A 23,010-nucleotide genomic window follows, 5' to 3' on the forward strand; every position below is an offset into this window, starting at 1 on the left:
ATAATTATTTTATTTTAGGTATTCTAATGCAAATACTTGTCCCTCTGCCAATTTCACTTTCTATATTGAACTTATAATAATCTCCATAATATATTCTAAGTCTTGATATTACATTTTCTATTCCAATATGCTCTCCTTTATTAATAATCTTAGCTTCACTTACAAGGCTATTAATATATTTTACTTTTTCACCATCAATTCCTTTTCCATTATCTTTTATAAAAATCACTATATCCGCTTCCTTCATTTCAATTGACAGTTCTAAAATACCTCCAGATGTATAGCCCTCAAATCCGTGTATAATAGAATTTTCGATTAGTGGCTGCAGCATAAGCTTGTGTATTTTAAATTCCGGAACTTCTTTATCGAACTTAATTTCAGTTTTAAAGGAATTATCAAATCTGCTTTCCTGAAGATATAAATACTGCTTAAGCCATTGAATTTCTTGTGAAAAAGAAACTATTTTATTACTTTGATTAATTGAATATCTTAATATTTGACCTAAGCTTTTAAGCATTTTACTAATTTCATACTCCTCCTTTTCAATTGCCATCCAGTTGATACAGTCAAGAGTATTATATAAAAAATGTGGATTAATCTGAGCCTCAATCGCTCTTATTTCTGCTTCTTTTTGCAATTTTACTGCTTCAGAAGTTAAATTCATCTGAATTCTAAGTTTTTCAACTAACTCATTAATATGAGATATCATCTTATTAAAGGTTAGTGCAATTATAGAAAACTCATCAGTTATATCCTCCTCTATCCTTACAGATAATTCTCCTTTCTGTGCTTTCTTCATTGCCGCAACAATTTTTCTTATGGAGCTTGTCAACCTATTTGAAACTAGCACTATAAAAAATATGAAAAAGAGTATTACTATAACAATAACTATAATAATAATTCTTATGCTCAGATTTACTTCGGAAAATAATTTATTTTCATTAATTATATTCACAATATACCAGTTACTTATTTTTAAGCTCTTAGTGTTTACAATTAGTGAATTTCCTTTTACAATATGAGAATTAATTATAGTATTGTTTAGGTCCTCTGAATTTCTATCTTTTTTATTAGCTAAATAGTATATATTTTTCCCAATATAATTTCTATCTTCATAAGATACTATTGTACCTTCATTATCTATAATTAATGAATATACATTGATATTATTGGCATGCAGATCATCTGAATTTAAGTTATAAGTCTTTTGTAAAACGTCTTCATTTATGCTTATACAAAGAACTCCGATTATTCTGTCACTTGTAAAGTCAATTATATTTGAATACACATTAATCAAATTATACGTTTCTTCTACCAATGGCTGCGTATATGACATTCCGCTCCATATTGTTCCGTATCTGCTAGTCTCATCTTCATAATCATTTTTTTCAATTATATCGTCATACCTTTTCCAGATATCTGGTATTGCATGTCCATTTATTCTGTTATATGAAGCTATCTTATGATTTTTATTAGTACGTATATCAATATTAACAATTCCCAGTTTTGAATAAGCGTAAACAGTTAATTTGCCTTTAATATCATTCAATGCCACTTGGGTATTTATATCCGTATTATTTCCAACATCATATTTATCAATCAGTTTTGTGAGTTCATCATCGCTGGCAATCTGCATATCTAAATCTTCATAAGAAGAAAGAGTAGTGTTTATACTTTTAGCAGATTGTGTAAGACTAAAATCCATTAGCCTTGATATTTTATTTTCTATTTTATTAGTAGAATAATAATAAGAAAATATCTCAATAGATAAGATTGGTAATATGGAAATAATCAGAAATGATGATATTAATTTTGTTTTAAAACTAGCCTTTTTTATATGATTAAATCCAATATTATAAAAGCACTTTTTAGTATTCATAATATTCATCTCATTTCTTACGAATTATCAGACTCTATATTTAATAATTTATTTCTAAAATATAAAAAAGATAGATTATTTACTTTTTAAATATTCTATCTCTAATTATATAACATTTTTATTTAAATTACTTATTTTACCACAAGTTTCATATGTTGATATTAAAATCCCTATATTATAATCAACTTCTTTAATTGTTCCAACCTTTACAAACATCAATCCATTCATCATAACCAGAATACTTTTCTAATTCTTCTATGGTCACCTCTATTGCGCTATTACCACTTCCACAAGCAGGAAACACAGTTTGAAATCTTTTTAATGATTCATCAAGATAGACTTTTACACCTTCATTTATAGCAAAAGGACAAACTCCACCAACGGCATGACCAATTAAGTTTTCAGTTTCCTCTAGTGTAAGCATTTTGGCTTTTGCCTTAAAATGTGCTTTGTACTTTGGATTATCAATTTTCGCATCCCCAGCAACTACAATCAAAATCGGATTTTCAGCTACCATAAATGAAAGCGTCTTTGCAATCCTGCATGGATCACAATGTAATGCTTCTGCTGCAAGTGCTACGGTTTCACTTGACACGTCAAACTCTTGCACACGATTATCAGTACCATATTTTTTGAAATACTCTTTAACTTTTTCTATTGCCATATGTAAAATCCTCCTCGTTTTCTACTTTAAAATTACACTTTTTACTCCATTTAGTTGCATCGTATTATATAAAAATCATATTATTTAATTTACATGATTCTTCCTAAGAATATTCTTAACTAAATTAATTTTGTATAGCAAAAGCATTCAGTTGTATGATCGTTAACCATTCCAACTGCTTGCATAAAGGAATAACAAATTGTACTTCCAACAAATTTAAAACCATCTTTTTTTAGTTGCTTACTCATTTTATCACTTAATTCATTTGAAGCCGGAACTTCTCCTATACTTCCCCATGAATTAATAATAGGCTTATTGTCCACAAACTTCCATATATAATTGGAGAATGAGCCAAACTCTTCTTTAATTTTCAGAAATGCTTTTGCATTAGTTACAACACTTTCAATTTTTCTTCTATTACGAACAATGCCTTTATCTTGCATTAATTGTTCTAATTTTTCTTCAGTATATTTCACTATCTTTTCAGCTTCAAAATTATCAAAAGCTTCTTTATAGTTTTCTCTTTTTTTAAGAATAGTCCACCAGCTTAAGCCTGCTTGAGCTCCTTCTAAGCACAACATTTCAAATAGTTTCCTATCATCATATACCGGCACTCCCCATTCCTTATCATGATATTCAATATATAATTCTTCTTTTGTCACCCATTCACATCTTTTAATAATTTGAATCACTTCCTTTTAAGCTAAATTATAAACCTTGCTGTATTTTTCACCGTTTTTTACATAGATCTAATCTTTATAAACACGTAAAAGTGTTAATTAATCTATATTATAAGTATATTTTACCATAAAATAAGAGCTTACATTACATAAACTCTTATCACAGTATCTTTATATTTTTCTGAACTCAAATCTTGGAAATAAAAATATTGGAATTGTATAAGTCTTGTTTGCAATTCCACCTTGCGTTACCCCTTTTAGATAAACTGCAAAATTAATTTTTCCATTAGCTAATGATTTTGTTATGGTTTTACCTGGATTCTTACCAGCCTTAACTTCTATTCCGTAAACATGCCCGTTTTCCCTATCTCTATAGACAAAATCAAGTTCTCCATCACCATAGATGCCAAACATAGGAACTATAGATATCTTATCCAAAAGACAGTGGTAAACAAACGTTTCATTTAATAACCCGCTAGATTCCGATGCTAATAGGTTTGCTTTTTTCATCACATAATTTGCCATACCAACATCTGACAAAAAATATCTTTGTCTCTTTTTTATATTGGTAAATTCAAAATCTATAAGCTTATCACAGTCTTTAACAAATTTTGACGTGTAAAACCATTGAAGTACTCTATTACAATTTTCCTTCGTGATATTACTTGAATATTGTTTGGTTATTATTTGCTGTAATTCTTCCGTATAACTGCTTTCCTTAATGCCTTTTTTTCCTCTAGCTAGAATTTCAATTATTGCGCTTATGCAGTCTTCAAACACTCTTGTAGTCAATATATCTCCATCAAAATATCTTGAAGATTCTTCACAAAATACTCTTAATAATTTTTCAAACAAATCATTAATATTTTCCTTGTGATTTCTTAAGTATTCGCATACTATCTCTGGATACCCGCCAACTTCTAAGTAATCTTTATACTTATCATAAAATAAATCATAATCCTTTTTATCGCCATCTCCATACAAATCTAATGACTCATAAGCTTGTGTTAAATTAAGCGCATTAACAAATTCAGTGAATGATAATGGCTTTATTTCAAGGAAATCTACATCACCCATTGGAGACCAAAACTCTTTCTGCATAACAACTCTTCCCAAATAACTTCCAGTCATGATAAAATGTGCTTTAAATTCCCTTGCAAATTGCCTTATCATATTATAAATCTTATAAGATTCTTGTATTTCATCTATTATAATTATGCATTCTTCATTGTCTTCAAAATTGTTAGAGAATCTCTTAAACATCTCTTTTAATGTATTTGTTTTTTCCCTGTCTAGTTTTCCTGATAGACGTTCTTCTTTTATTATATTATAAATTGTAAGTAAGTCCTCTCCTGTTTCTTCCAACAGATTTATATATATTAAATGCTTATAATTTTCTCTTGCAAATTTTTTTACTAAATAAGTTTTTCCTACCTGTCTTGCACCTTCTACTAATAGTACCTTATTATTATGATTATTTTTCCACTCTAATAGCTTTTTATATGCATCTCTTTTAAGATCTATTATTTGTTTTTCCACGTTTCTCACTTCCTTACAATTCAAGCTATAATCTTGTCTAGTTTCTACTAAATTATATCTTAAAATTTATTTTCCAATAATAATTTTACCACTATTTAAATATACCAGCAATAAAGCTTGTAATTTTCTAAATTCTTATCTTTTTTAATTTTACGTGCTAAATTATAACTTCATCTTTCTACTTTTCTTTTGCTCATACATCAATTTATCTGCACATTTCAAAATGTCATGGATATCTTCTTTAGCGTTACTACAACATGCCACTCCATAACTGAATTTAAGTTCATATGGTTTCTCTTTAGTTTTATTATATGCCTCAATGTTTTTATTTAAATTTTGAATATAATTATCAACTATTTCTTTCCGCTCAACTTCTAATAAAATTAAAAATTCATCCCCGCCTACACGTATCAATTTTTTTCTTCTTAGCGAGAAACTCTCAATTAGTAGATTAGCAAACATTTTAAGTGCTTCATCGCCTTCGTTATGCCCAAATTTATCATTAACACTTTTAAAATCATCTATATCAATATTAATTATAAAAAGCTTATTAATCTTCTTAAAAGAGATATTTTCAATATAGCGTTCATAGGATGAATAATTTTCTAATCCCGTCAGCCTATCTCTATGTACCTGATCATTTAATATGAAGATATAAATAATAACTATCATCATTGCAGTTCCATTCCAAATAGTTAGATAACTAGAATATACAATCTGAATACCTGTAAATACTCCTGCTGCAATATAGAATAAATTAAATATACGAAGCTCCCACCAAGAAAACCTTTTACGCTGTTTGTAAATAAAATATAAGTTGTACCCAAAGTAAAAGTAACTTACACAAGGTAATATAAAAAATAAAGGTCCACGTTCATAAGTATTTTCACTAGTTACATAAAAAAGCAAGTTTACACTATAGCTTACAAATGCCATTATCCCATTTATGAGTAGCGGTAATAAAAGTATTTTATTTAGTTTGATTTTATCTTTCTGATACCTATTTACCCATTCTTTACTGAATATATATCCTAGAAATGGAATGATAGGAGTCACTGAAAATCCAAGAACATTGACAATCTTTTGCATTACCATAAATTGTTTTAAATTTGGATTATTTAATATAACGCTTAAAATCTCTAGCATTATGGCAAATGCTGTTAATCCCATAATCCACATAAACAATCTATTGGTTATATTTTTTCTATTCATATTAAAATAAGTATGTCCAAATAAAATAAGCAATAAAATAAATAAAACTATATTAACTTGAACCGGTGAAAAAATTGCCATAATATATTAACTCCATTTCTATTAAAATATAGGATATACTTATAATTATTCATAGATCATACTTAATGATTCTTTTATAACTCCAATTTTTAAAAATATCTCGACCTCAAAGTGTATAAAATTATCTTTATCATATTATACCACCACAATAATACTAATACAGATAAGTTTCGATTATTTATTTATATTTTAAAATATAAATAAATAATCATTATATTGATTTCTTTTCAATTTTACTTTCTTCAAGTTCCATCAAGAATGAAGGCTTTATAGTTAAGAATCCTTTTTCATTATTGCATATACCTGCCCAATCTAAAATCGCAAAAATTACAAAGCCTGGGCCAAATGCACTTTGTCCTTCTTTCACTCCATGTACCTTATGTGCTACATAGCCTTCCACAGAATTCAATGGAAGCTTATCATTTCCAAGTCTGGCGCCCTTTGATCTAGCACTTCCTTTTGGTGCTTTTCCTCCATTATTTATTACAACTTCTACGGCTGCATTAAATGCTTCCCATGTTAATTGATCTGGAACTGGTATTTTAGGTGAAACGAGTCCATTTTTATTTGAATCGTAACTTATTTCACAAGAATCACCTCTAAATAATTTAATGGATGCATGTCCACCAGATTCATCTAACTTTTCTCTAATTTTTCTTGTAACAAGATTTCCTATACATACATCATTTCTATTTATATCTATGGTCACTTTATCTCGCTTTTCTTCCATTTCACTTTCATTATTAATTTCTTTTTCTCCTAATTTAATTTCTTCTACATTATTTATAATTTCTCTATCAATATTCTTACTTTTAATATTTTCTTTTATTAGACCCGAATTCATTGAATTACATTTCAAATTTTGTTTTTCTTCAATCTGCTTTATATGATTTTCTTTTACATCTTTACTAACACATGTATAAGACTTTAATTCATAATATAGCTCAATAATCTCACCTGCTGCAAATACTTTAGGAGAATTACTTATAAGCTTTTCTATCGTTTTGTTTAAGGTATATCTATTAATAACTTTTACATTCTCTGAGTGAACTTCCATTTTCTTTATAATGCATCTTTCACTAAAAACTATAATTGACTTTACTAACTTTTCGTCAACTTTCAATAATTTTATTAAGTATTTTATATGAGTATTGTTTTGCTTTATTGGATTATAAAACTTTTCCTTCTGTCCGTTCTTTAAAGTTTGCATCCAATACTTGCTTTTTTCATCTCCAAAGATCCAACCACTATAATTTTTTGATTCTAAAACATAAATTCCTGTCTCGTGTAAATATATTAAATCAATCTCTGTTGTTTCTCCATTTTCTTTCGGTAAATATACATTAGTAAGTATTCTATGCTCCCCTTTTATTTTTTCTAAAATATTGAAGGATAGATATTCTCCATATTTGCCCTTGTCCATCATAACTCCAAAGAAACCATTGCCTGATTCTTTTTTGTAATTACTTTTATCATACTTACTCTTTTTTAATGTTAAAGCAATAATAATTACTAAAATTATTATAATATATAACCCTATCATATAATTTCTCTCCCTTTACCCTTAATTTAGCAATCAAATAATTAAATTACATATTCTATACATAGTAACTATATTTTAACATAAATAATTAATGCTTATATAAAGTTTTATCAAAAAATCATTTTGCCCTCAAGCCCTCATATTTACTACAACTCATAACGCTGTTGCTTGTGCTCAGTACCACATTGCCCATGGGTAGACATTTTAGCGTTTTTAATTATCTATCCTATACGGTACATTTTATATCTCATAGTCTCCCATGATTTTTATATTTACTATATTTAAGTCTTACCATAGATTTTCTATGGTATATAACTATTACTCAACCCATGAATTAACCTTTACATGTGATAGAGGAACTTATAGTGGACATGTTGTAGGCAGTGATTTTGTCTTCAATAAAAATGGTGGTGCATATAATCTTTATATACATGGAAAACCAAGTACACAAGAAGTTTTATTAGGAAATGGAATCTTTGATGGTGGAAATGATGATGAAAAAGCCATCAAAGCACAGGTTTGTGCAGCCTTTAACAGACATGTTATGCTTGATCCTGCACACTGGAATAACTCAGCCTATTTCTATAAAGAAGCTCCTGCAAATTACTTTGCAAAATTCTGGCATGATCATTCTTATGAAAACAAATCATATGGCTTCTGCTATGATGATGTTTTCGACTTCAGCAGCACATTGCATGTAGCTGACCCTAAGTATGCAATAATTAATGTAGGTTGGTAATAAATTAAATAAATTAGACCATAAGATTTGTAAAAAGATGCTGTATCAAAATTTGATGCAGCACCTTTTTTTATTTTCTTAACTACTTTCATCAAACTAAAATACTTTATATTACATGCAAATTCAAAAAATGAGCCAAGATAATCTTAGCTCATTCTTTTACATAAAACTACAACTCCCTTTATCTATTATTGGATTTGCCATAAAGCTGGTACAGCACTTGGTTCCCAACCTACTAATGAAGTGTGAGCTTGAATACATTTATAAGTACCGCCATTGTAAGTTACAATATCTCCAACTTTGTATGCATGATTTGCAACCCATGCATTGTTAGATTCAGAATCTGTTACAGTTACTGTAACTTTGTTAGAGTTAACAGAATTTGTACTATCATATAGAACCACTGTATAATCATAGCTTCCCTTAGCCTTATTAGTAATAGCATAAGAAATGCTAACTTCGCCTACACCTGAAGTTAAAGCTCCCGTAGAAGCAACTGTTGTTCCTTCATATATCTTGTAGCTTGTTGCAGTATTATTTTTTGGAACTACAGCCGTTAAAGTATATGCTCCATTATTTACTGCACTAGCAGATAATATTGCTGGTTGTAATGTGTTATCTCCTGCTTTTGGAACTGTTACAGTTACTTGATTTGAAGTAACTGTATTGCTTCCATCACTTAATTCAGCTTTGTAGATGTATGCCCCTGGAGCTTTTGATATGGCATTATAGTTAAGCGTCTTAGCAGGTTGTCCAGCTGTTAAATTTCCTGAAGCTACTACTGTTGTTCCCTCATAAATTTTATACGAAGTTGCAGTATTATAAGCTGGAACTACTGCTGATATAGAATAGCTTCCATTAATAACTTCTGAAGAACTTAGTACTGCTGCATTAAGTTTATTTACAGGTGGAGTTAAATTATTAAAATAACCTCTAAAATAATTAGACCAATTAAAGTTTGTATATTGATCCCAATTTATTGACCAAGTCATAAGACCTCTTAAATTAGGATATTTATTGTTAATCTTATAACTTCCAACTGTTCCACCATTGATTAATCCATCTAAAGCACTTTGTACCTCAGCATTTGAAACATATCCATTTCCAGCAGAATTACAACATGGAACACCAATAACTACTTGATCTTGTCTTAATGCTGGGAAGAAATAATTAGAATCATTATTTACATTAAAACCTGTTAAAAGCATATCTGCTAAAGAAGCATAGAATTCTCCACTTCCCATTGATTGAGCTTTACCATTAATGTCATTTATTGAACCTGAATTATAATATTGCACTTGAAGCCAGTTCAACTCATCTCTAAGTCCATAGATTACTGGTAAAAATGCTCCAGCTCTGTTATCGACATATGAATTTAATCCACCATAGTACGTATGTCCTAGTTGTACAAAGAATGTTTCAGGTGCCATAGTTAATACGAATTTACTACCATACTTAGTCTTTAATTGTTTTAAAGCACTAATTGTATTAACTATAACAGGTGTTGTTGGATTTTTAAAATCTTTGTCCCCTGCATTTAAATATAGCGAATGTCCTTCAAAATCTACATCTAATCCATCCAATCCATACTTATCAATAATAGTACTTACAGAATTAACAAAGTTATTAACAGATGTGGAACTTGTTAATTGAACCTCACCATTTTGTCCTCCAATAGATAACAATACTTTTTTTCCTTTACTTTGAAGATATTGAACATCACTTTTAAACTCAGTATCTGTTTCATTATATGGGGTGAACTTTATATCCCCCGAAGTAACAGATGTTGGTTCTCCAAATGAAAGGTTAATGACATCAAAGTTTGATGAAACGTCCTTGAGTTTAATGTCTCCTGACCCATTATTAAAATTGTGCCAGTAGCCTACTAGTACATGATTGGGAATACTACTGCTCGTTACCGCAGATGCACTATTTGAATTACCTAATACCATTCCTGTAACCATAAGGCTTGCCATAGCCATGACTGAAACTATCTTTTTTAAAAATTTCTTTTTACTCAACACTTTTCTCTCCCTCACTTTAAGATTTTATTTATTTTGCCAAAAATATCAGTAAACTGGAACCTTTTTATAAAACATTTAATTTCCCTATTAATATGCATATTGCAATTAGAACATATGAAGGAAGCATAATGATACATAATCTACTATAATACTAGCCATTCACAGTTAAATCTAAAAAAGATGACTCCTGAAAAGTACAGAAATCATCTTTTAGAAGCTGCATAGCCCCTTTTTATAGAGATCTATTTTAAGGTTTATGCTGTCTCTTTTATATACATTTAATCTATTAATATTTATCCATTACTATACGTAACTTAAAATATTAATCTACAGTATCTTTAAATGCAACAACTTGATTTCTATAACTATCAACCTTAGCCTTTACTTGATTAGTTGTAAGTGCTGTATCCTTTTCATGGAATACCCAGTCTACATATTCTGCATTTATATTAATACCCATAAAGCAGGAACATTTGATGGTTCCCAGCCTACCAATGAAGTATGAGCTTGAATGCATTTATAATTCTTACCATTATAAGAAACTATATCTCCAACTTTATATGCAGTATTAGGAGCCCAGCTTCCAGTCGTAGGATTGCTTGAAGCCTTAGTAGTGGCACTGATAGAATTACTCCAACTGCTTGTTCCATTAGCATTCTTAGCTCTAACAGCATAAGTATGTGTTGAATTTTCAGTTAAACCACTATTAACATAAGGTGATGTTACATTACTAATAACGTTATTATCAACTTTTAAATCATAACCTGTTGCACCTGATGATGCGTTCCAAGACACATTAATACTAGATTGATTGCTAGCAGCTGCAGACAATCCACTTGGAACAGCTGGTGCTGTAGGTGCTGGTGTTGGATTATTATCCCCGTGCTGATATACACGAACATAATCTACATACATTTTAGCTGGGAATGGAGTTGATCCATCAGGATTACCTGGCCAATTTCCTCCAACTGCTAGATTAAATAATATAAAGAATGGTTTATGGAACTCTTCAGTACCATTAATATTATTTGCTATGTTAGCTTCTAAATATTGTGTTCCATCTACAAACCATTTTATTGATGAAGCGTCCCATTCAATTGAATATACATGATATTGAGTTACATCGATATTAGGTGAAGCAGCGCCATACTGTGCATGCGTATTGTTACCAGTGCTATCCCAATGTATAGTTCCATGGATTGCACTTTCATTATTTATATGTTCCATAATGTCTATTTCACCACATTTTGGCCAACTAACTTGAGAAATGTTTTCTCCTAACATCCAAAATGCAGGCCATACACCTTGTCCAGCTGGTAACTTCATTCTTGCCTCTACTTTTCCATAAGTCCAATTTTTTAATCCTTGGCTTTTTAAGCGAGCAGAAGTATAATTCATCCCATTATAATTTTCTTTTCTTGCTTCTATAACAAGATTTCCATTTTCAATTCTTGCATTTTCAAATCGATTGGTATAATATTCAAGTTCATTATTACCCCAACCGTCTCCGCCAGTTTCATATTTCCAATTTGACGTATTTATATTTGTTCCATTAAATTCATCACTCCATGCAAGATTCCATCCTGTATCAGCTTTCGCTGTAACTGTTGGAATAAATGATGAAACCATAAGTGAAGAAATAACTAATGACATAATTAGTTGTTTTTTTCTTTTCATAAAAATTCCCCCTATACCTCTATTTATTATTATTAGTAGTAGTTTACTCCCCCCTTATTTACATAAATATTTTATTAAACTTTGTTACCTTTTTGCTGAACTTTTTTCATATCACCTCCTAAATTAATTACTTTTAACGTACACTATATTATACGTAAAAAGATTCTATTTAAGTGGGATAAATTATAAATCAGAACAAATTATACATTTATTGTATAATTGAATGCATGAAAGATCATTACTCTTTCTGAGACACACTTGAATAAAATTGTTATTACTAAAATTACCTATACATTAGATCCATTAAAAAAATCTTGTATATATTCCTTTGAATACGTAAATTCTGTTTTAAATATCAAGCTTACTACAATTATGAATTTCCTATTTCTCTCAATGGTTCTTTTATGTACCTGAACCATTGACACTAATTCCTTTAACGGAATGGATTTATTTCGAATCAATTTTCCATATAAGTACTCATTATCACATAATTCTTTTGCAATTTTTATACACATAATAATAGAGTCCCTGTGTTTGGGAATTTCTTCTCCAATATCATATATGTTTATATTAAACTCACTCAACTTTTTTTGAAAGAATTCCATTTCATCCTGTGTTTCTATATTCTCATATTGATTAAATGAATTAGATCTTAAATATTTTTCCTCAAAATTAATTTCATCTTCATTTTCAAAATAAGTAAATGGATATGCTTTTTCTTCTTTTTCACTTTTTCTATAATAATCTATAATTCTACTTCTTATTATCATGTCACAGTAAGCGAAAAAGTTTTTTCCTTTATTTTCATCATAATTATCTAACGCCTCATTAAAAGCTATCATTCCTATACTAAATATATCGCTGTACCTTATATCTTCATATTTTTTTGATACTTTAGACACAGACTTACCTATAAATGGTAAATACTCTTTTATCAATTTATCTTTTAATTTAACGTCACCGTTTCTAATTCTTTCTATGTATCCATATATTGATTTGTTATCTTTAGTATCATCATAAAATAGTTTACTATCTGACAATACTTTTCCCCCCTACATAATAAATACCTCTTTATACCAATTACCGTAACGACCAAAATGTACCATTCTCATATACTTAACTTTGCTCTAATATATAGATTTTATAAATAATAAAACATAATTTATTACACTCCTCTCCTATTAAGTATTTATATTTTACAATATAAGTAATTATATTACATTTTATTACATTTGTATATATTGTTGTGGTTAAATTTTAATGTTTTACTAAAAAAAGTTAATTTTGCCCCACACAAAAATTACACTTTTCTCGTATTGAATATAGTACAATCATATATTCTATAAATTTTCTACAGTTTTATTTTTTTACAAAGTAATAGGCAATAAATATAGGCGTGAAATATTTTATTGTTTATTACGCAATAGAAAATTCTCTATTACTGTTTTAAGGGGGTGAACAATTTATTATTAAAGTTACTTTCCAAAAAATTTCAATGATTATATGAGAGGGGTTGATGTGTTTTGAAACACGTAACATTAAAAAAATTTCTTGCTTTTTTTGTAGTCTTTCTACTTACATTCACGCAAATAACACTAATTCCTAAAGCAGCAGAAAAATCTGATAAAAAAAATGTTGTAGTTTATTTTCCTAATTGGGGTACCTACAATACAGCTCACAGCAGTATATCTGTTGATCAATTACCTTGGGACAAGGTCACTGTAATCAATCATGCATTCTTTGAAGTAGATTCAAGCTTTAAACTCAATTCTACTGATTCTTATGCAGATTTTGATAAATCTTTCTCACATTCTGAAGGTTGGGATGCAGATAAACTTAGAGGACACATGGGTGAATATAAGTATTACAAATCTCAATACCCAAATGTAAAGGTGCTTATATCAGTAGGCGGATGGACAAGGGGTGCTAATTTCCATGCAATGGCATCAAGTTCTAGTTCTCGTGCTGTGTTCACAAATAGTGTGGTAGATTTTCTAAAAAAATATCCTTTCATAGATGGAATTGATATCGACTGGGAATTCCCTGGTATTGATAGAAAAGCCGATCCAAACGACCAATTTGATAAAGGTTGCCCAGGTGGACCAGAGGACAAACAAAACTTTACTTCACTTCTTCGTGAAATACGTAAAGCTTACAATGATAATGGATTGTCTAATAAAATGCTTACAATAGCAGCACCATCTGGATATGATAAAGCACAATATACTGAACCTAACGTTTACGCTCAATACTTAGATTTTATAAACGTTATGACTTATGATATGCATGGGGCTTGGGAAACAACTACTAATCATCATGCTGCAATATATCCAAATCCTAATGATCCATCTGGAACTTCTCCTATAGATATAAAAAATAAATATAATACTGATTCAGCAATGAAATTGTACAGGGATACTTATAATATACCTGCAAGCAAACTAAATGTTGGAACACCATTCTATTCAAGAGGATGGAAAAATGTTGTGAACAATGGTGGAAACCTACCTGGATTATTTGCTTCTGCAAATGGTGCACCAGTAGGTACATGGGATAATGCACAATCTCCAGGTGGACAAAACCCTTATTTTAAAATGAAGGAATTGGAAAAAACATCAGGTTACGTAAAATATAGAGATCCATATGCTAAAGTTCCTTATCTATATAATGCATCACAAGGAATTATGTACACATATGAAGATGAAGAATCTCTTACAGAAAGATGTAATTATGTATTAAATAACGGTTATGGCGGAATGATTGCTTGGGAAGTTTCAGGAGATGACCCAAATGGATTTCCTTTAACATCTTTAATGGCAAACAAACTTGCTGGTGGAAGTAATCCAACTACTCCATCAAACCCAACTACGCCAACAACTCCAACTAATCCAAGTAATCCAACGGATCCGACAAACCCAAGTGATCCTGGTACTTCTTATCCTGCATGGGATAGTAGTAAAGCTTATGTAAATGGAGATATTGTTTCTTATAACAACAACAATTACAAAGCAAAATGGTGGACTCAAGGTGATAAACCTGGTGCTTCTGATGTTTGGGAATTAATTGGAGCCGCTACACCAAGTAATCCAAAATACTAATTAAATAATAACATTTAAGTGGGAACGTATAATTTATATACATTTCAAAAATATATAGAAGGAGTTGATGTATTATGAAATACATGAAATTAAAAAAGTTATTTGCTTTCGCTGTAGTATTATCGTTTGCATTACCACAAATGTCAGTATTAGCCAAGGCAGCAACAACAAAGGCTTCCACAGTGATTGTCTCTGCATCTGTAACTTATGCTAATTGGGATGCCAACAAAGCTTATGTAAGTGGAGATAATGTTAATTATGAAGGTAAAAGTTATAAAGCTAAATGGTGGACAATTTGCAAATGTTACAATACCAAGTAGTGTAACAAAAATGAGTAATGCTATCTTTCTTAATTGCTTAAATTTAGCAAAAAGAGCAAAGCAGAAAATTTAATTCCTACACTGCCCTATATATTCCATTTAAATTATTATTTTTTTAAATGAGCTCCATTTGTATCAATAACTTCTTTATGCTAATAAAAGCTCTTTTTCTTTTTAACTGAGATAATCATATGTATCCCTCTATTTGTTCTCGTTTTAGTAGTTGCCACAAATGCTCCGCCATATATGCTGCTGGATAAGGCATTGAATTTACAATCCACCATTCCATTACACCAACAGCAGCTGAAGCAACATATTGAGCCATTATATCCTTGCTTATATTTTCATTGCTTCCAGTCATGTCAAGATGTTCTTCCATACTTTTAAGAGCCATTGTTAAAATACGTTCCCTAAAAGCAGGCATAGCCTTGTTAGTGAGCATATTTGAATAGAAAATGGCATGCTTTTCTAGATATTGAAACGTCTGAAGTAGCGAAGCTTTGGAGTCAAAATTGCTACTCTCTCCATCTGAAATACAACTGTCACATAATTGATTTAAATGAGTATCTATACACTTATTCATCAAATCAAATTTGTCTTCATAATGCAGATATACAGTGCCACGGTTTACATTTGCCTCTTCTGCAATTTCGTTAATGGTTATCTTTTCAAAATCTTTTTCCGACATGAGTTTGATAAAAGCACCCATAATAGCCTGTTTTGATTTTTCAATACGTCTATCCATAAAAATATCTCCTTTATGTACCTAATCTACTTCCTGTAAACTGATTTATCTTATAATAATCAACATTCATATGTGTTTTGTTCATTAATAAACAAATCTCATTGTTTTAACTATTGAATTGAGTTAACTTAATTGATAAATTTATTATATTGAACATGTGTTGAAGAATCAATATTCGTTGAAATAATGAAAGGCGGAATTAATTTGAAAATATTTTATTTTACTGCTACAGGAAATAGTTTATATGTTGCAAAAAAGATTGGTGGAGAATTGTATTCAATACCTCAAATGATAAAAGAAGGTAAATATGAATTTGAGGATGATGCTATAGGATTTGTATTTCCTTGTCATGGATTCGGAATGGCGAAAATAGTTAGTAACTTTATAAAAAAGTCAAAATTTAAAGCTGATTACTTCTTTTCAATTATGACATATGGTGGTAATGCATTCTCTGGGTTAAGGCATATGGAGCTTGTGGCCAAGGAATCTGGAATCAAGTTCAACTATACAAATGAAATACTGATGGTTGATAATTTTCTTTCAGCCTTTAAGATGGAGGATGAGATAATAAATAAGAATCCAGAAGTTATTGATGAAAAACTGAGTGAAATAATAGCTGATATTACAAATAGACGAAATTCTCTTGTGAAAAAAGGAATCGTATCAAATACTCTATCTAAATATGGCCGTGGCTTTGCAGATAAAATCAGCAATAATTTTGCAGCTAAGAGATTTATTGTTACGGATAATTGTACTAGCTGTAAGGTATGCGAAAAGGTTTGCCCTGCAAATAATATTAAAGTTAATAACAAACCTGAGTTTTCCCATAAATGCGAAGTATGTCTAGCATGTATACATCATTGCCCTAAAAATGCAATTCATTTGAAATCTGAGAAAAGCAAAGCTAGATTCATAAATCAAAATGTACAGCTTAAAGAAATAATTGCTTCTAATAATCAGGCTAATTAAGAAAGCTGAAAATATAGTTAAGGCTGTTCAGAGGTTCATATGATGCCTTAGGAAATCTATTAAGGCTAGCCTTAGTTTAAAATGAAAAGACGTTGATGCCTAACATTGGGGTGCTTTTTAATTATCCGTGCACCCCTAATATTGAAAAACTATTATTAGAATAATAGTATCTATTTACAATTATGTTATTCGTAAAGTCCCCAACCTCCACTGTACTGATGAGGTGACTTTCCTTTTGATTCTATAATCATAGGTTTTAAAGGAACTGGTCCTTCTTCATTTATTTCGGTAAGCTCCACATTAAATTCCCATTCATCTCCAAAATCAAATAAGTATAGAAGTCTTTCTCCTTTATAAAGATTCAAACTTGCTATAGTCGTAGTTTCTGCTACAGGTCCTTCATACTCTGCATACTTACAGTATATTCCTTTTCTTCTGTTGCCTCCTATAAAAAATGCATATAAGTGATCATTATCAAATTTAAAGGCTTCTTGAATAACATTATGTAAATCCCCAAAAGTATGCTTATATGCTAAATTTATTTTTCTCCATACAGTCTTTGATAAACTTACTTTAAAAGTATACGTTCCACCTTTATTTATCTTACTTTCTTCTACTGTATTTTTAACAGTGTTCCCTTTAAATATGGTTTTAAAAACGTCAAATGCTTTTTCGTTTTTGTTAGTTGTAACTTTTAAATTATAATACTCTAGTAATACTGGAACATCTTCTTTATTCCAATACTGAATAGCCCTTGTTAGAAGTAATATACTTGTTTTAATCCCAAATTCATTTGGAGAAAAACTTTTTATCGTATCTTCATACCTTGTTTTTGCGCCATTAATTAATTCTAGTTCACCAAAACTAAAGAATTTTAAATGATGAAAAAATGCAGCCCCAGTTGAATACATTACATTTGAAATATCCTTTTCATCTTTTAAAATTATATCTCCTTGTTTAGCACTAGCTATCTCAGCTAAAATATTGTAAAAAGCTGCTATATTATGGGTTCTATCAAATTTTGTTTCAAAATCATATTGGGTCCAATAAGTTTGGAGTAAGAAAATATATTTTTCATCTTCATTTAAATTTTGAAAGCTTTCTAATTTATCTGTTTTAAAGAGTCTTACTTTTCCCTTTTCATCGTTAGCCTTTATATAAAGCTTACTTGCAAGAACTAGTGAAAACATCAAGTCTATTGCATAATATTTATCTTGATTATAACTAGGATTTATTACATCTTTTTTATTTTCAAGGATCATGTTTAGATTATAGCAATCCTTTCTGCCTAATACTTCCTGAGTCGCTGAGAGTATAGGCTTTTCATTTTCTATAAATTCTATAAATTTTTCAAAATCGTTTATTGCACTGTTAATATTACTCATTTTTATTAATCCATCCTCAGTTTTTATATTTTTTTGTGATTGAATTTTATTTATCAGGTTAAATTTGATCATGACTATATATAATTATTTTCTTCTTTTAAATCCATATTCCTTTTTTAATATTTCAATCATTTCAAATACAACATAACAAACGCTTGTCGACTCAATTATATTAATTAAACTAATAATACTCTCAGGTCTATCAGTAAATCGATACCTCTTGCAGCTTTCTGGTTTACATGCTTTAATTTCACAGCTTCCATCTTTTCTAAAAAAGAACATAGTATTTGCTTAATTTCATATTTCCCAAAATCTTCTTCAATATACATATTCATAAACTCTTTTTATGAAATCTCAAGAAAATCTGCAACTTTTTAGAATAAATCTTTTCCACTTTGTCTTTGTCAATAATTTCTATATAAAACTTATAAAGTAGTTGTCAAATGATAACTATATTGTTATAATATATCTTAATTAATAATAATTATCAAAGGAGTTTTCATATGACTAAAAAAGATAATAGAGAATTAATTTTAAATATGGTTAACTTTTATAGTTTATTTAATGTTGAGTTTATAGATCTAATTCCAGACCTAACTAATACAGAAATAACTCCCCTTCTTTCAAAAATACTGAATTTTATTCATTTTGAAGGTACTACTACAGCATCAAGAATAAGTAAAAAATTAAACATATCTGTACCAAATACAAGCAGAAGTATTAATGCTTTATATAATCTTGGTTACTTGATAAAAAAACAAGATGAAAAAGATAAAAGAATTGTTTATTTATCACTATCAAATAAATCATTAAATCTTATTTCATCTGTTGCTGCAGCTGGAGAGGATATTTTTTTAGAACGATTTAATGTTCTTTCTAATGAAGAAATATCTGAGTTATCTCAATCACTATTAAAAGCTCAGAACTTGATTATAAAAATGCGAGATCTATATGAAGATAAGAAAACTATGAAATAAATATTAAGGAGATGGTTTAATTATGTTTATAAAAACTATAAAATCAAAATTAATTATTCTGATAAGTATATTACTCTTAGTTGTAAGCACTGGATTTGGAATTATTTCTTATATTAATGCATCTAACGCTTTAATATCAAATATTACAAAGACATTACCTGAAATAGCTATCCAGGCTTCTAATACTGTTCAGGCTAATTTAGATAATCAATTAAATTCACTGGAAGTTACTGCTAAGACTGCTTCATTAAACAATGATACTCCAGATAAATTAATGACTATTTTAAAAGCTGAAGCAAAAAGAAATGGTAGTATTAAAATGGGATACGCTGATATGAATGGAAACATTATATATACTACTGGTGAACAAACTAATATAAAAGATACTACTTATTTTAAAAAATCAATGTCTGGAGAAAATTTTATTAATGATCCTGAAGTTAATGAAGACAAAACTGCAATGACAATGATATATTCAGTACCAATAAAAAATGATGACTCAATTATAGGCGTATTAGTATCAGTTAGAGATGGAATGGAACTTAGTGAGATGATTAAGAAGATCTCTTTTGGTAAAACTGGAAGTGCCTACATGATTAACAGTCAAAGCAATAGCATTGCTTATAAGGATTCAAGCATGCCATTAAATCAATATAATTCTATAAAAGAAGCAGAAAAAGATCCTAGCCTAAAAGGTATCGCTGATATGCAAAAGAGAATGATAGCTGGTGAAACTGGTTTAAGTTTATATACTTTTGGTGGAAAAGAATCTTATGGAGGTTTTGCTCCAATCGAAAAAGAAAAATGGTCGGTAGTTGTTATTTTAGAGAAATCTGAACTTCTATCAGAACTTAACTCCCTAAAATTCTCAATAACCCTTACATCTATATTGTTTTTGGTTATTGGAATTCTTGTAATTTATATTATTTCAAATAGGCTATCTAAAAGAATCCGATATGCTTCTAATTCCTTAAATATATTGGCTACTGGAAATTTTACTAATAAGATAAGTGAAAAATATTTATACGTTAAAGATGAAATTGGTGATATCGCTAACTCCATGAATACCATGCAAAACTCAATTGGAGATATGATTAAAATGTCTAAGGACAGTTCTCTAATAATAGATGAAAACTCAAGTGATTTATCAACTATATCTCAAAACATGGTCTCATCTTCTAATAATGTGGCAAATTCAATGCAAGAGGTAGCAAGTGGAATTAATTCTCAAGCGAATAATCTAATGGAAATCACTACAACTTTAAATATCTTCAGCAGCAAACTTGAAGATATAGTAATTAACACTAAAGATATAGATAAAAATACAATAATAATGAATGAACTTGCAAATAATAGCAGCTCAAGCATGAAGCTATTAATGGATACAGTAAGCAGTATAAGTTTATCCTTTAAAAATTTATCTAATAAAATTATTACTTTTAGCAGCAATATAAAAGAAGTAAATAATATAGTACAAATTATTAATTCAATAGCAGATCAAACTAACTTATTAGCATTAAATGCATCTATAGAAGCTGCAAATGCTGGTGAAGCCGGAAAGGGTTTTGGAGTGGTAGCAAATGAAGTAAAGGTCTTGGCAGAACAAACAAAATCTTCATCTCAAAATATTAGTAAATTAGTATCTGATATCTCTAATGATACTACTGTAATAAAAGATGATACAAATAGCATGACCACAGATCTTAACAATCAAGTTAGCATTATAAATGAAACTATAAATTCATTTGAAAATATAATTGATGTTATTAAAACCGTAATTCCAAAAGTTCAAACTGTAAATATGGCAACTATAGAAATAAATAAAGAAAAGGACGATATTCTTAATAAAATTGAAAGTACATCTGCTATAGCCGAAGAAATATCAGCTTCATCTGAAGAAATATCTGCTTCTACTGATGAAATGTACAAACTATCTAATGAAGTTGCAAAAGCTTCTGCTACCTTAAATAATATGACAAAGAAATTAATCGCTGAGCAAAATAAATTTATAGTTTAGTTACATTAATTCTTAATGTAAGGTAATCCTTAAAACTTATATGTTCTAAGGATAATGCTAAATGGCCAATTACTGCTGATTTCCTTTGGAAATCATTAAGTTTTAAATAATTATTTATGCACTATATATTTAATTTAACAAAAATATTTGGAGGTGTTTATTATATGATTAAACCTTTATTTTTAGCTCATGGTTCACCTATGATGGCAATTGAGCAAAGCGTGTATACTAAATTTTTAAATGACCTTGGAGGATCTATTAATCCTAAAGCTATAGTTGTGTTCACAGCCCATTGGACAACTGAAACACTTACTATTTCTGCTTCTGATGATATATATGATACTGTATATGATTTTTATGGATTTCCAGAAGAACTCTATAAAATTAAATACCCTGCACGAGGTTCTAGCACTATTGCAACAAAAATTAGAAATAAATTAATAAATTCAGGTATTGATGTAAAAACAGATCTAACAAGAGGCTTGGATCACGGTGCATGGACTCTTTTAAAGCATCTTTATCCAAAAGCTAATATACCAGTTATTCAAGTTTCTATAAATTATACTCTACCTATTGATAAGCAGATTAAAATAGGCAATGCACTCAAAGAGCTTGGTTCTGAAGATATTTTAATTCTTGGAAGTGGAAATACAGTTCATAATCTAAGATTAGTTAATTTTGATAGTAATACAATTGATTCTTGGTCTAAAGAATTTGATGATTGGTTAATTGACAAGATAGGAAACAAGGACATGAATGCCCTTAATAACTATAAAAAATATGCTCCTCATGCTAACTTAGCAGTTCCAACTGCAGATCATCTTGTCCCACTATTTATAGCTTTAGGCAGCAGTTCAGAATTAACCCCTAGAGTTATATTTAGAGATTACCAATTAGGAAACTTAAGCTATCTTTGCTATGAATTTTAGACAGATTTGCCTTGAACCTCAGCATTTTCATTTTAGATTTTAGTTCTTTTGATAAGAGGATTTATGATTTCATTTGTCATAATTCCTCTTATCTGTTTTGTTTGATGCTTTCTCTCTTAATTGTAAATATAAATAAGCGCAAATGTATAACCACTTATTTATAGTCTACACTTACACTTATACAGTAAAAAATAAGAGCCTATTTACATAAGCTCTTATTTTTATTATTAATAATTAGTTTGAGAATTCTTGAGTTCCCATATATTTGTTATTTCCGTAGATTACACCTATACCAACCTTAGTATAATTTTCATCCATCATATTTGCTCTATGGCCTGGCGAGTTCCACCATTGATTAAATAATTCAACCGGGTCAGAAGTGTTATATGCGATATTCTCTTCTGCTGTAGTATGATTATAGCCTATTGTGTGTAACCAGTTTGTCCACTTTGTTTCGTCTGGATTTGTGTGATTAAAGAAGTTATTTTGGATCATCTTGTCACTCTTATATCGCACAACTTTCACTAATGAA

20 protein-coding genes and 1 pseudogene are annotated in these 23,010 nt (G+C 29.4%); 7 read left to right on the forward strand and 14 right to left on the reverse strand.

Annotated features, from left to right (window positions below):
- Positions 1-4: 4 nt before the first annotated feature.
- From KEC93_RS14415 to KEC93_RS14440, 6 genes are all read right to left on the reverse strand, one after another.
- Positions 5-1,879, reverse strand: a complete 1,875-nt coding sequence (locus KEC93_RS14415; protein WP_172462715.1) for a sensor histidine kinase — start codon at positions 1,877-1,879, stop codon at positions 5-7.
- Between the two features lie 190 nt (positions 1,880-2,069).
- Positions 2,070-2,543 (reverse strand): YbaK/EbsC family protein, encoded by a 474-nt coding sequence (locus tag KEC93_RS14420; RefSeq protein ID WP_077869013.1) that lies wholly within the window; start codon positions 2,541-2,543, stop codon positions 2,070-2,072.
- A 119-nt stretch (positions 2,544-2,662) separates the two neighbouring features.
- Positions 2,663-3,235 (reverse strand): DNA-3-methyladenine glycosylase I, encoded by a 573-nt coding sequence (locus KEC93_RS14425; RefSeq protein ID WP_172462714.1) that lies wholly within the window; start codon positions 3,233-3,235, stop codon positions 2,663-2,665.
- Between the two features lie 159 nt (positions 3,236-3,394).
- Positions 3,395-4,762 (reverse strand): AAA family ATPase, encoded by a 1,368-nt coding sequence (locus KEC93_RS14430; protein ID WP_077869012.1) that lies wholly within the window; start codon positions 4,760-4,762, stop codon positions 3,395-3,397.
- Between the two features lie 162 nt (positions 4,763-4,924).
- Entirely contained in the window at positions 4,925-6,055 is a 1,131-nt protein-coding gene (locus KEC93_RS14435; protein ID WP_077869011.1) for a GGDEF domain-containing protein, read from the reverse strand.
- Positions 6,056-6,266: 211 nt separating this feature from the next.
- Positions 6,267-7,598, reverse strand: a complete 1,332-nt coding sequence (locus KEC93_RS14440) for a nuclease-related domain-containing protein (RefSeq protein WP_077869010.1) — start codon at positions 7,596-7,598, stop codon at positions 6,267-6,269.
- Positions 7,599-7,857: 259 nt separating this feature from the next.
- On the opposite strand from KEC93_RS14440, the gene KEC93_RS14445 reads away from it, so the two are divergent.
- The gene (locus KEC93_RS14445; RefSeq protein ID WP_242960331.1) at positions 7,858-8,337 is read left to right on the forward strand and encodes a beta-1,3-glucanase family protein; all 480 of its coding nucleotides are present in this window, start codon (positions 7,858-7,860) and stop codon (positions 8,335-8,337) included.
- Between the two features lie 188 nt (positions 8,338-8,525).
- Here KEC93_RS14445 and KEC93_RS14450 read toward each other — a convergent pair whose 3' ends face one another.
- The 4 genes from KEC93_RS14450 to sigI form a co-directional block, all read right to left on the reverse strand.
- Positions 8,526-10,358, reverse strand: coding sequence for a carbohydrate-binding protein (locus KEC93_RS14450; RefSeq protein WP_207652959.1), 1,833 nt, complete (start codon positions 10,356-10,358; stop codon positions 8,526-8,528).
- 325 nt (positions 10,359-10,683) lie between these two features.
- The gene (locus KEC93_RS14455) at positions 10,684-10,821 is read right to left on the reverse strand and encodes a hypothetical protein (RefSeq protein WP_172462713.1); all 138 of its coding nucleotides are present in this window, start codon (positions 10,819-10,821) and stop codon (positions 10,684-10,686) included.
- Positions 10,806-12,038: a family 16 glycosylhydrolase gene (locus tag KEC93_RS14460; protein WP_077869009.1), complete on the reverse strand. Its 1,233-nt coding sequence runs from the start codon at positions 12,036-12,038 to the stop codon at positions 10,806-10,808. The genes KEC93_RS14455 and KEC93_RS14460 overlap by 16 nt, the downstream gene beginning before the upstream one ends.
- Before the next feature lie 287 nt (positions 12,039-12,325).
- Entirely contained in the window at positions 12,326-13,078 is a 753-nt protein-coding gene (gene sigI, locus KEC93_RS14465; protein ID WP_077869008.1) for an RNA polymerase sigma-I factor, read from the reverse strand.
- A 483-nt stretch (positions 13,079-13,561) separates the two neighbouring features.
- Between sigI and KEC93_RS14470 the strand changes: the two genes are divergently transcribed.
- A complete protein-coding gene (locus KEC93_RS14470; RefSeq protein ID WP_077869007.1) occupies positions 13,562-15,136 on the forward strand; it encodes a glycosyl hydrolase family 18 protein in 1,575 nt (524 codons plus the stop codon).
- Between the two features lie 74 nt (positions 15,137-15,210).
- Positions 15,211-15,456: a carbohydrate-binding protein gene (locus KEC93_RS14475; protein WP_171780837.1), complete on the forward strand. Its 246-nt coding sequence runs from the start codon at positions 15,211-15,213 to the stop codon at positions 15,454-15,456.
- Between the two features lie 187 nt (positions 15,457-15,643).
- On the opposite strand, the gene KEC93_RS14480 is transcribed toward KEC93_RS14475, so the two are convergent.
- Positions 15,644-16,201, reverse strand: coding sequence for a TetR/AcrR family transcriptional regulator (locus KEC93_RS14480; RefSeq protein ID WP_039768711.1), 558 nt, complete (start codon positions 16,199-16,201; stop codon positions 15,644-15,646).
- Positions 16,202-16,405: 204 nt separating this feature from the next.
- On the opposite strand from KEC93_RS14480, the gene KEC93_RS14485 reads away from it, so the two are divergent.
- Complete coding sequence (locus KEC93_RS14485) at positions 16,406-17,170, forward strand: EFR1 family ferrodoxin (RefSeq protein ID WP_039768714.1); 765 nt, start codon at positions 16,406-16,408, stop codon at positions 17,168-17,170.
- A 185-nt stretch (positions 17,171-17,355) separates the two neighbouring features.
- Here the strand turns inward: KEC93_RS14485 and KEC93_RS14490 are convergent, their stop codons facing one another.
- Positions 17,356-18,555, reverse strand: a complete 1,200-nt coding sequence (locus KEC93_RS14490) for a plasmid pRiA4b ORF-3 family protein (RefSeq protein WP_172462712.1) — start codon at positions 18,553-18,555, stop codon at positions 17,356-17,358.
- 84 nt (positions 18,556-18,639) lie between these two features.
- Positions 18,640-18,837, reverse strand: coding sequence for a hypothetical protein (locus KEC93_RS14495; protein WP_139357402.1), 198 nt, complete (start codon positions 18,835-18,837; stop codon positions 18,640-18,642).
- 221 nt (positions 18,838-19,058) lie between these two features.
- On the opposite strand from KEC93_RS14495, the gene KEC93_RS14500 reads away from it, so the two are divergent.
- From KEC93_RS14500 to KEC93_RS14510, 3 genes are all read left to right on the forward strand, one after another.
- Complete coding sequence (locus KEC93_RS14500; protein ID WP_039768718.1) at positions 19,059-19,532, forward strand: MarR family winged helix-turn-helix transcriptional regulator; 474 nt, start codon at positions 19,059-19,061, stop codon at positions 19,530-19,532.
- Between the two features lie 22 nt (positions 19,533-19,554).
- Entirely contained in the window at positions 19,555-21,549 is a 1,995-nt protein-coding gene (locus KEC93_RS14505; protein ID WP_077869004.1) for a methyl-accepting chemotaxis protein, read from the forward strand.
- A 164-nt stretch (positions 21,550-21,713) separates the two neighbouring features.
- Positions 21,714-22,478, forward strand: a complete 765-nt coding sequence (locus KEC93_RS14510) for a DODA-type extradiol aromatic ring-opening family dioxygenase (protein WP_039768719.1) — start codon at positions 21,714-21,716, stop codon at positions 22,476-22,478.
- Between the two features lie 234 nt (positions 22,479-22,712).
- Here the strand turns inward: KEC93_RS14510 and KEC93_RS14515 are convergent.
- Positions 22,713-23,009 (reverse strand): annotated as a pseudogene (locus KEC93_RS14515) (CAP domain-containing protein); the annotation flags it as partial.
- Between the last annotated feature and the right edge of the window lies 1 nt (position 23,010).

Source organism: Clostridium beijerinckii (assembly GCF_018223745.1).
GTDB lineage: Bacteria > Bacillota > Clostridia > Clostridiales > Clostridiaceae > Clostridium > Clostridium beijerinckii.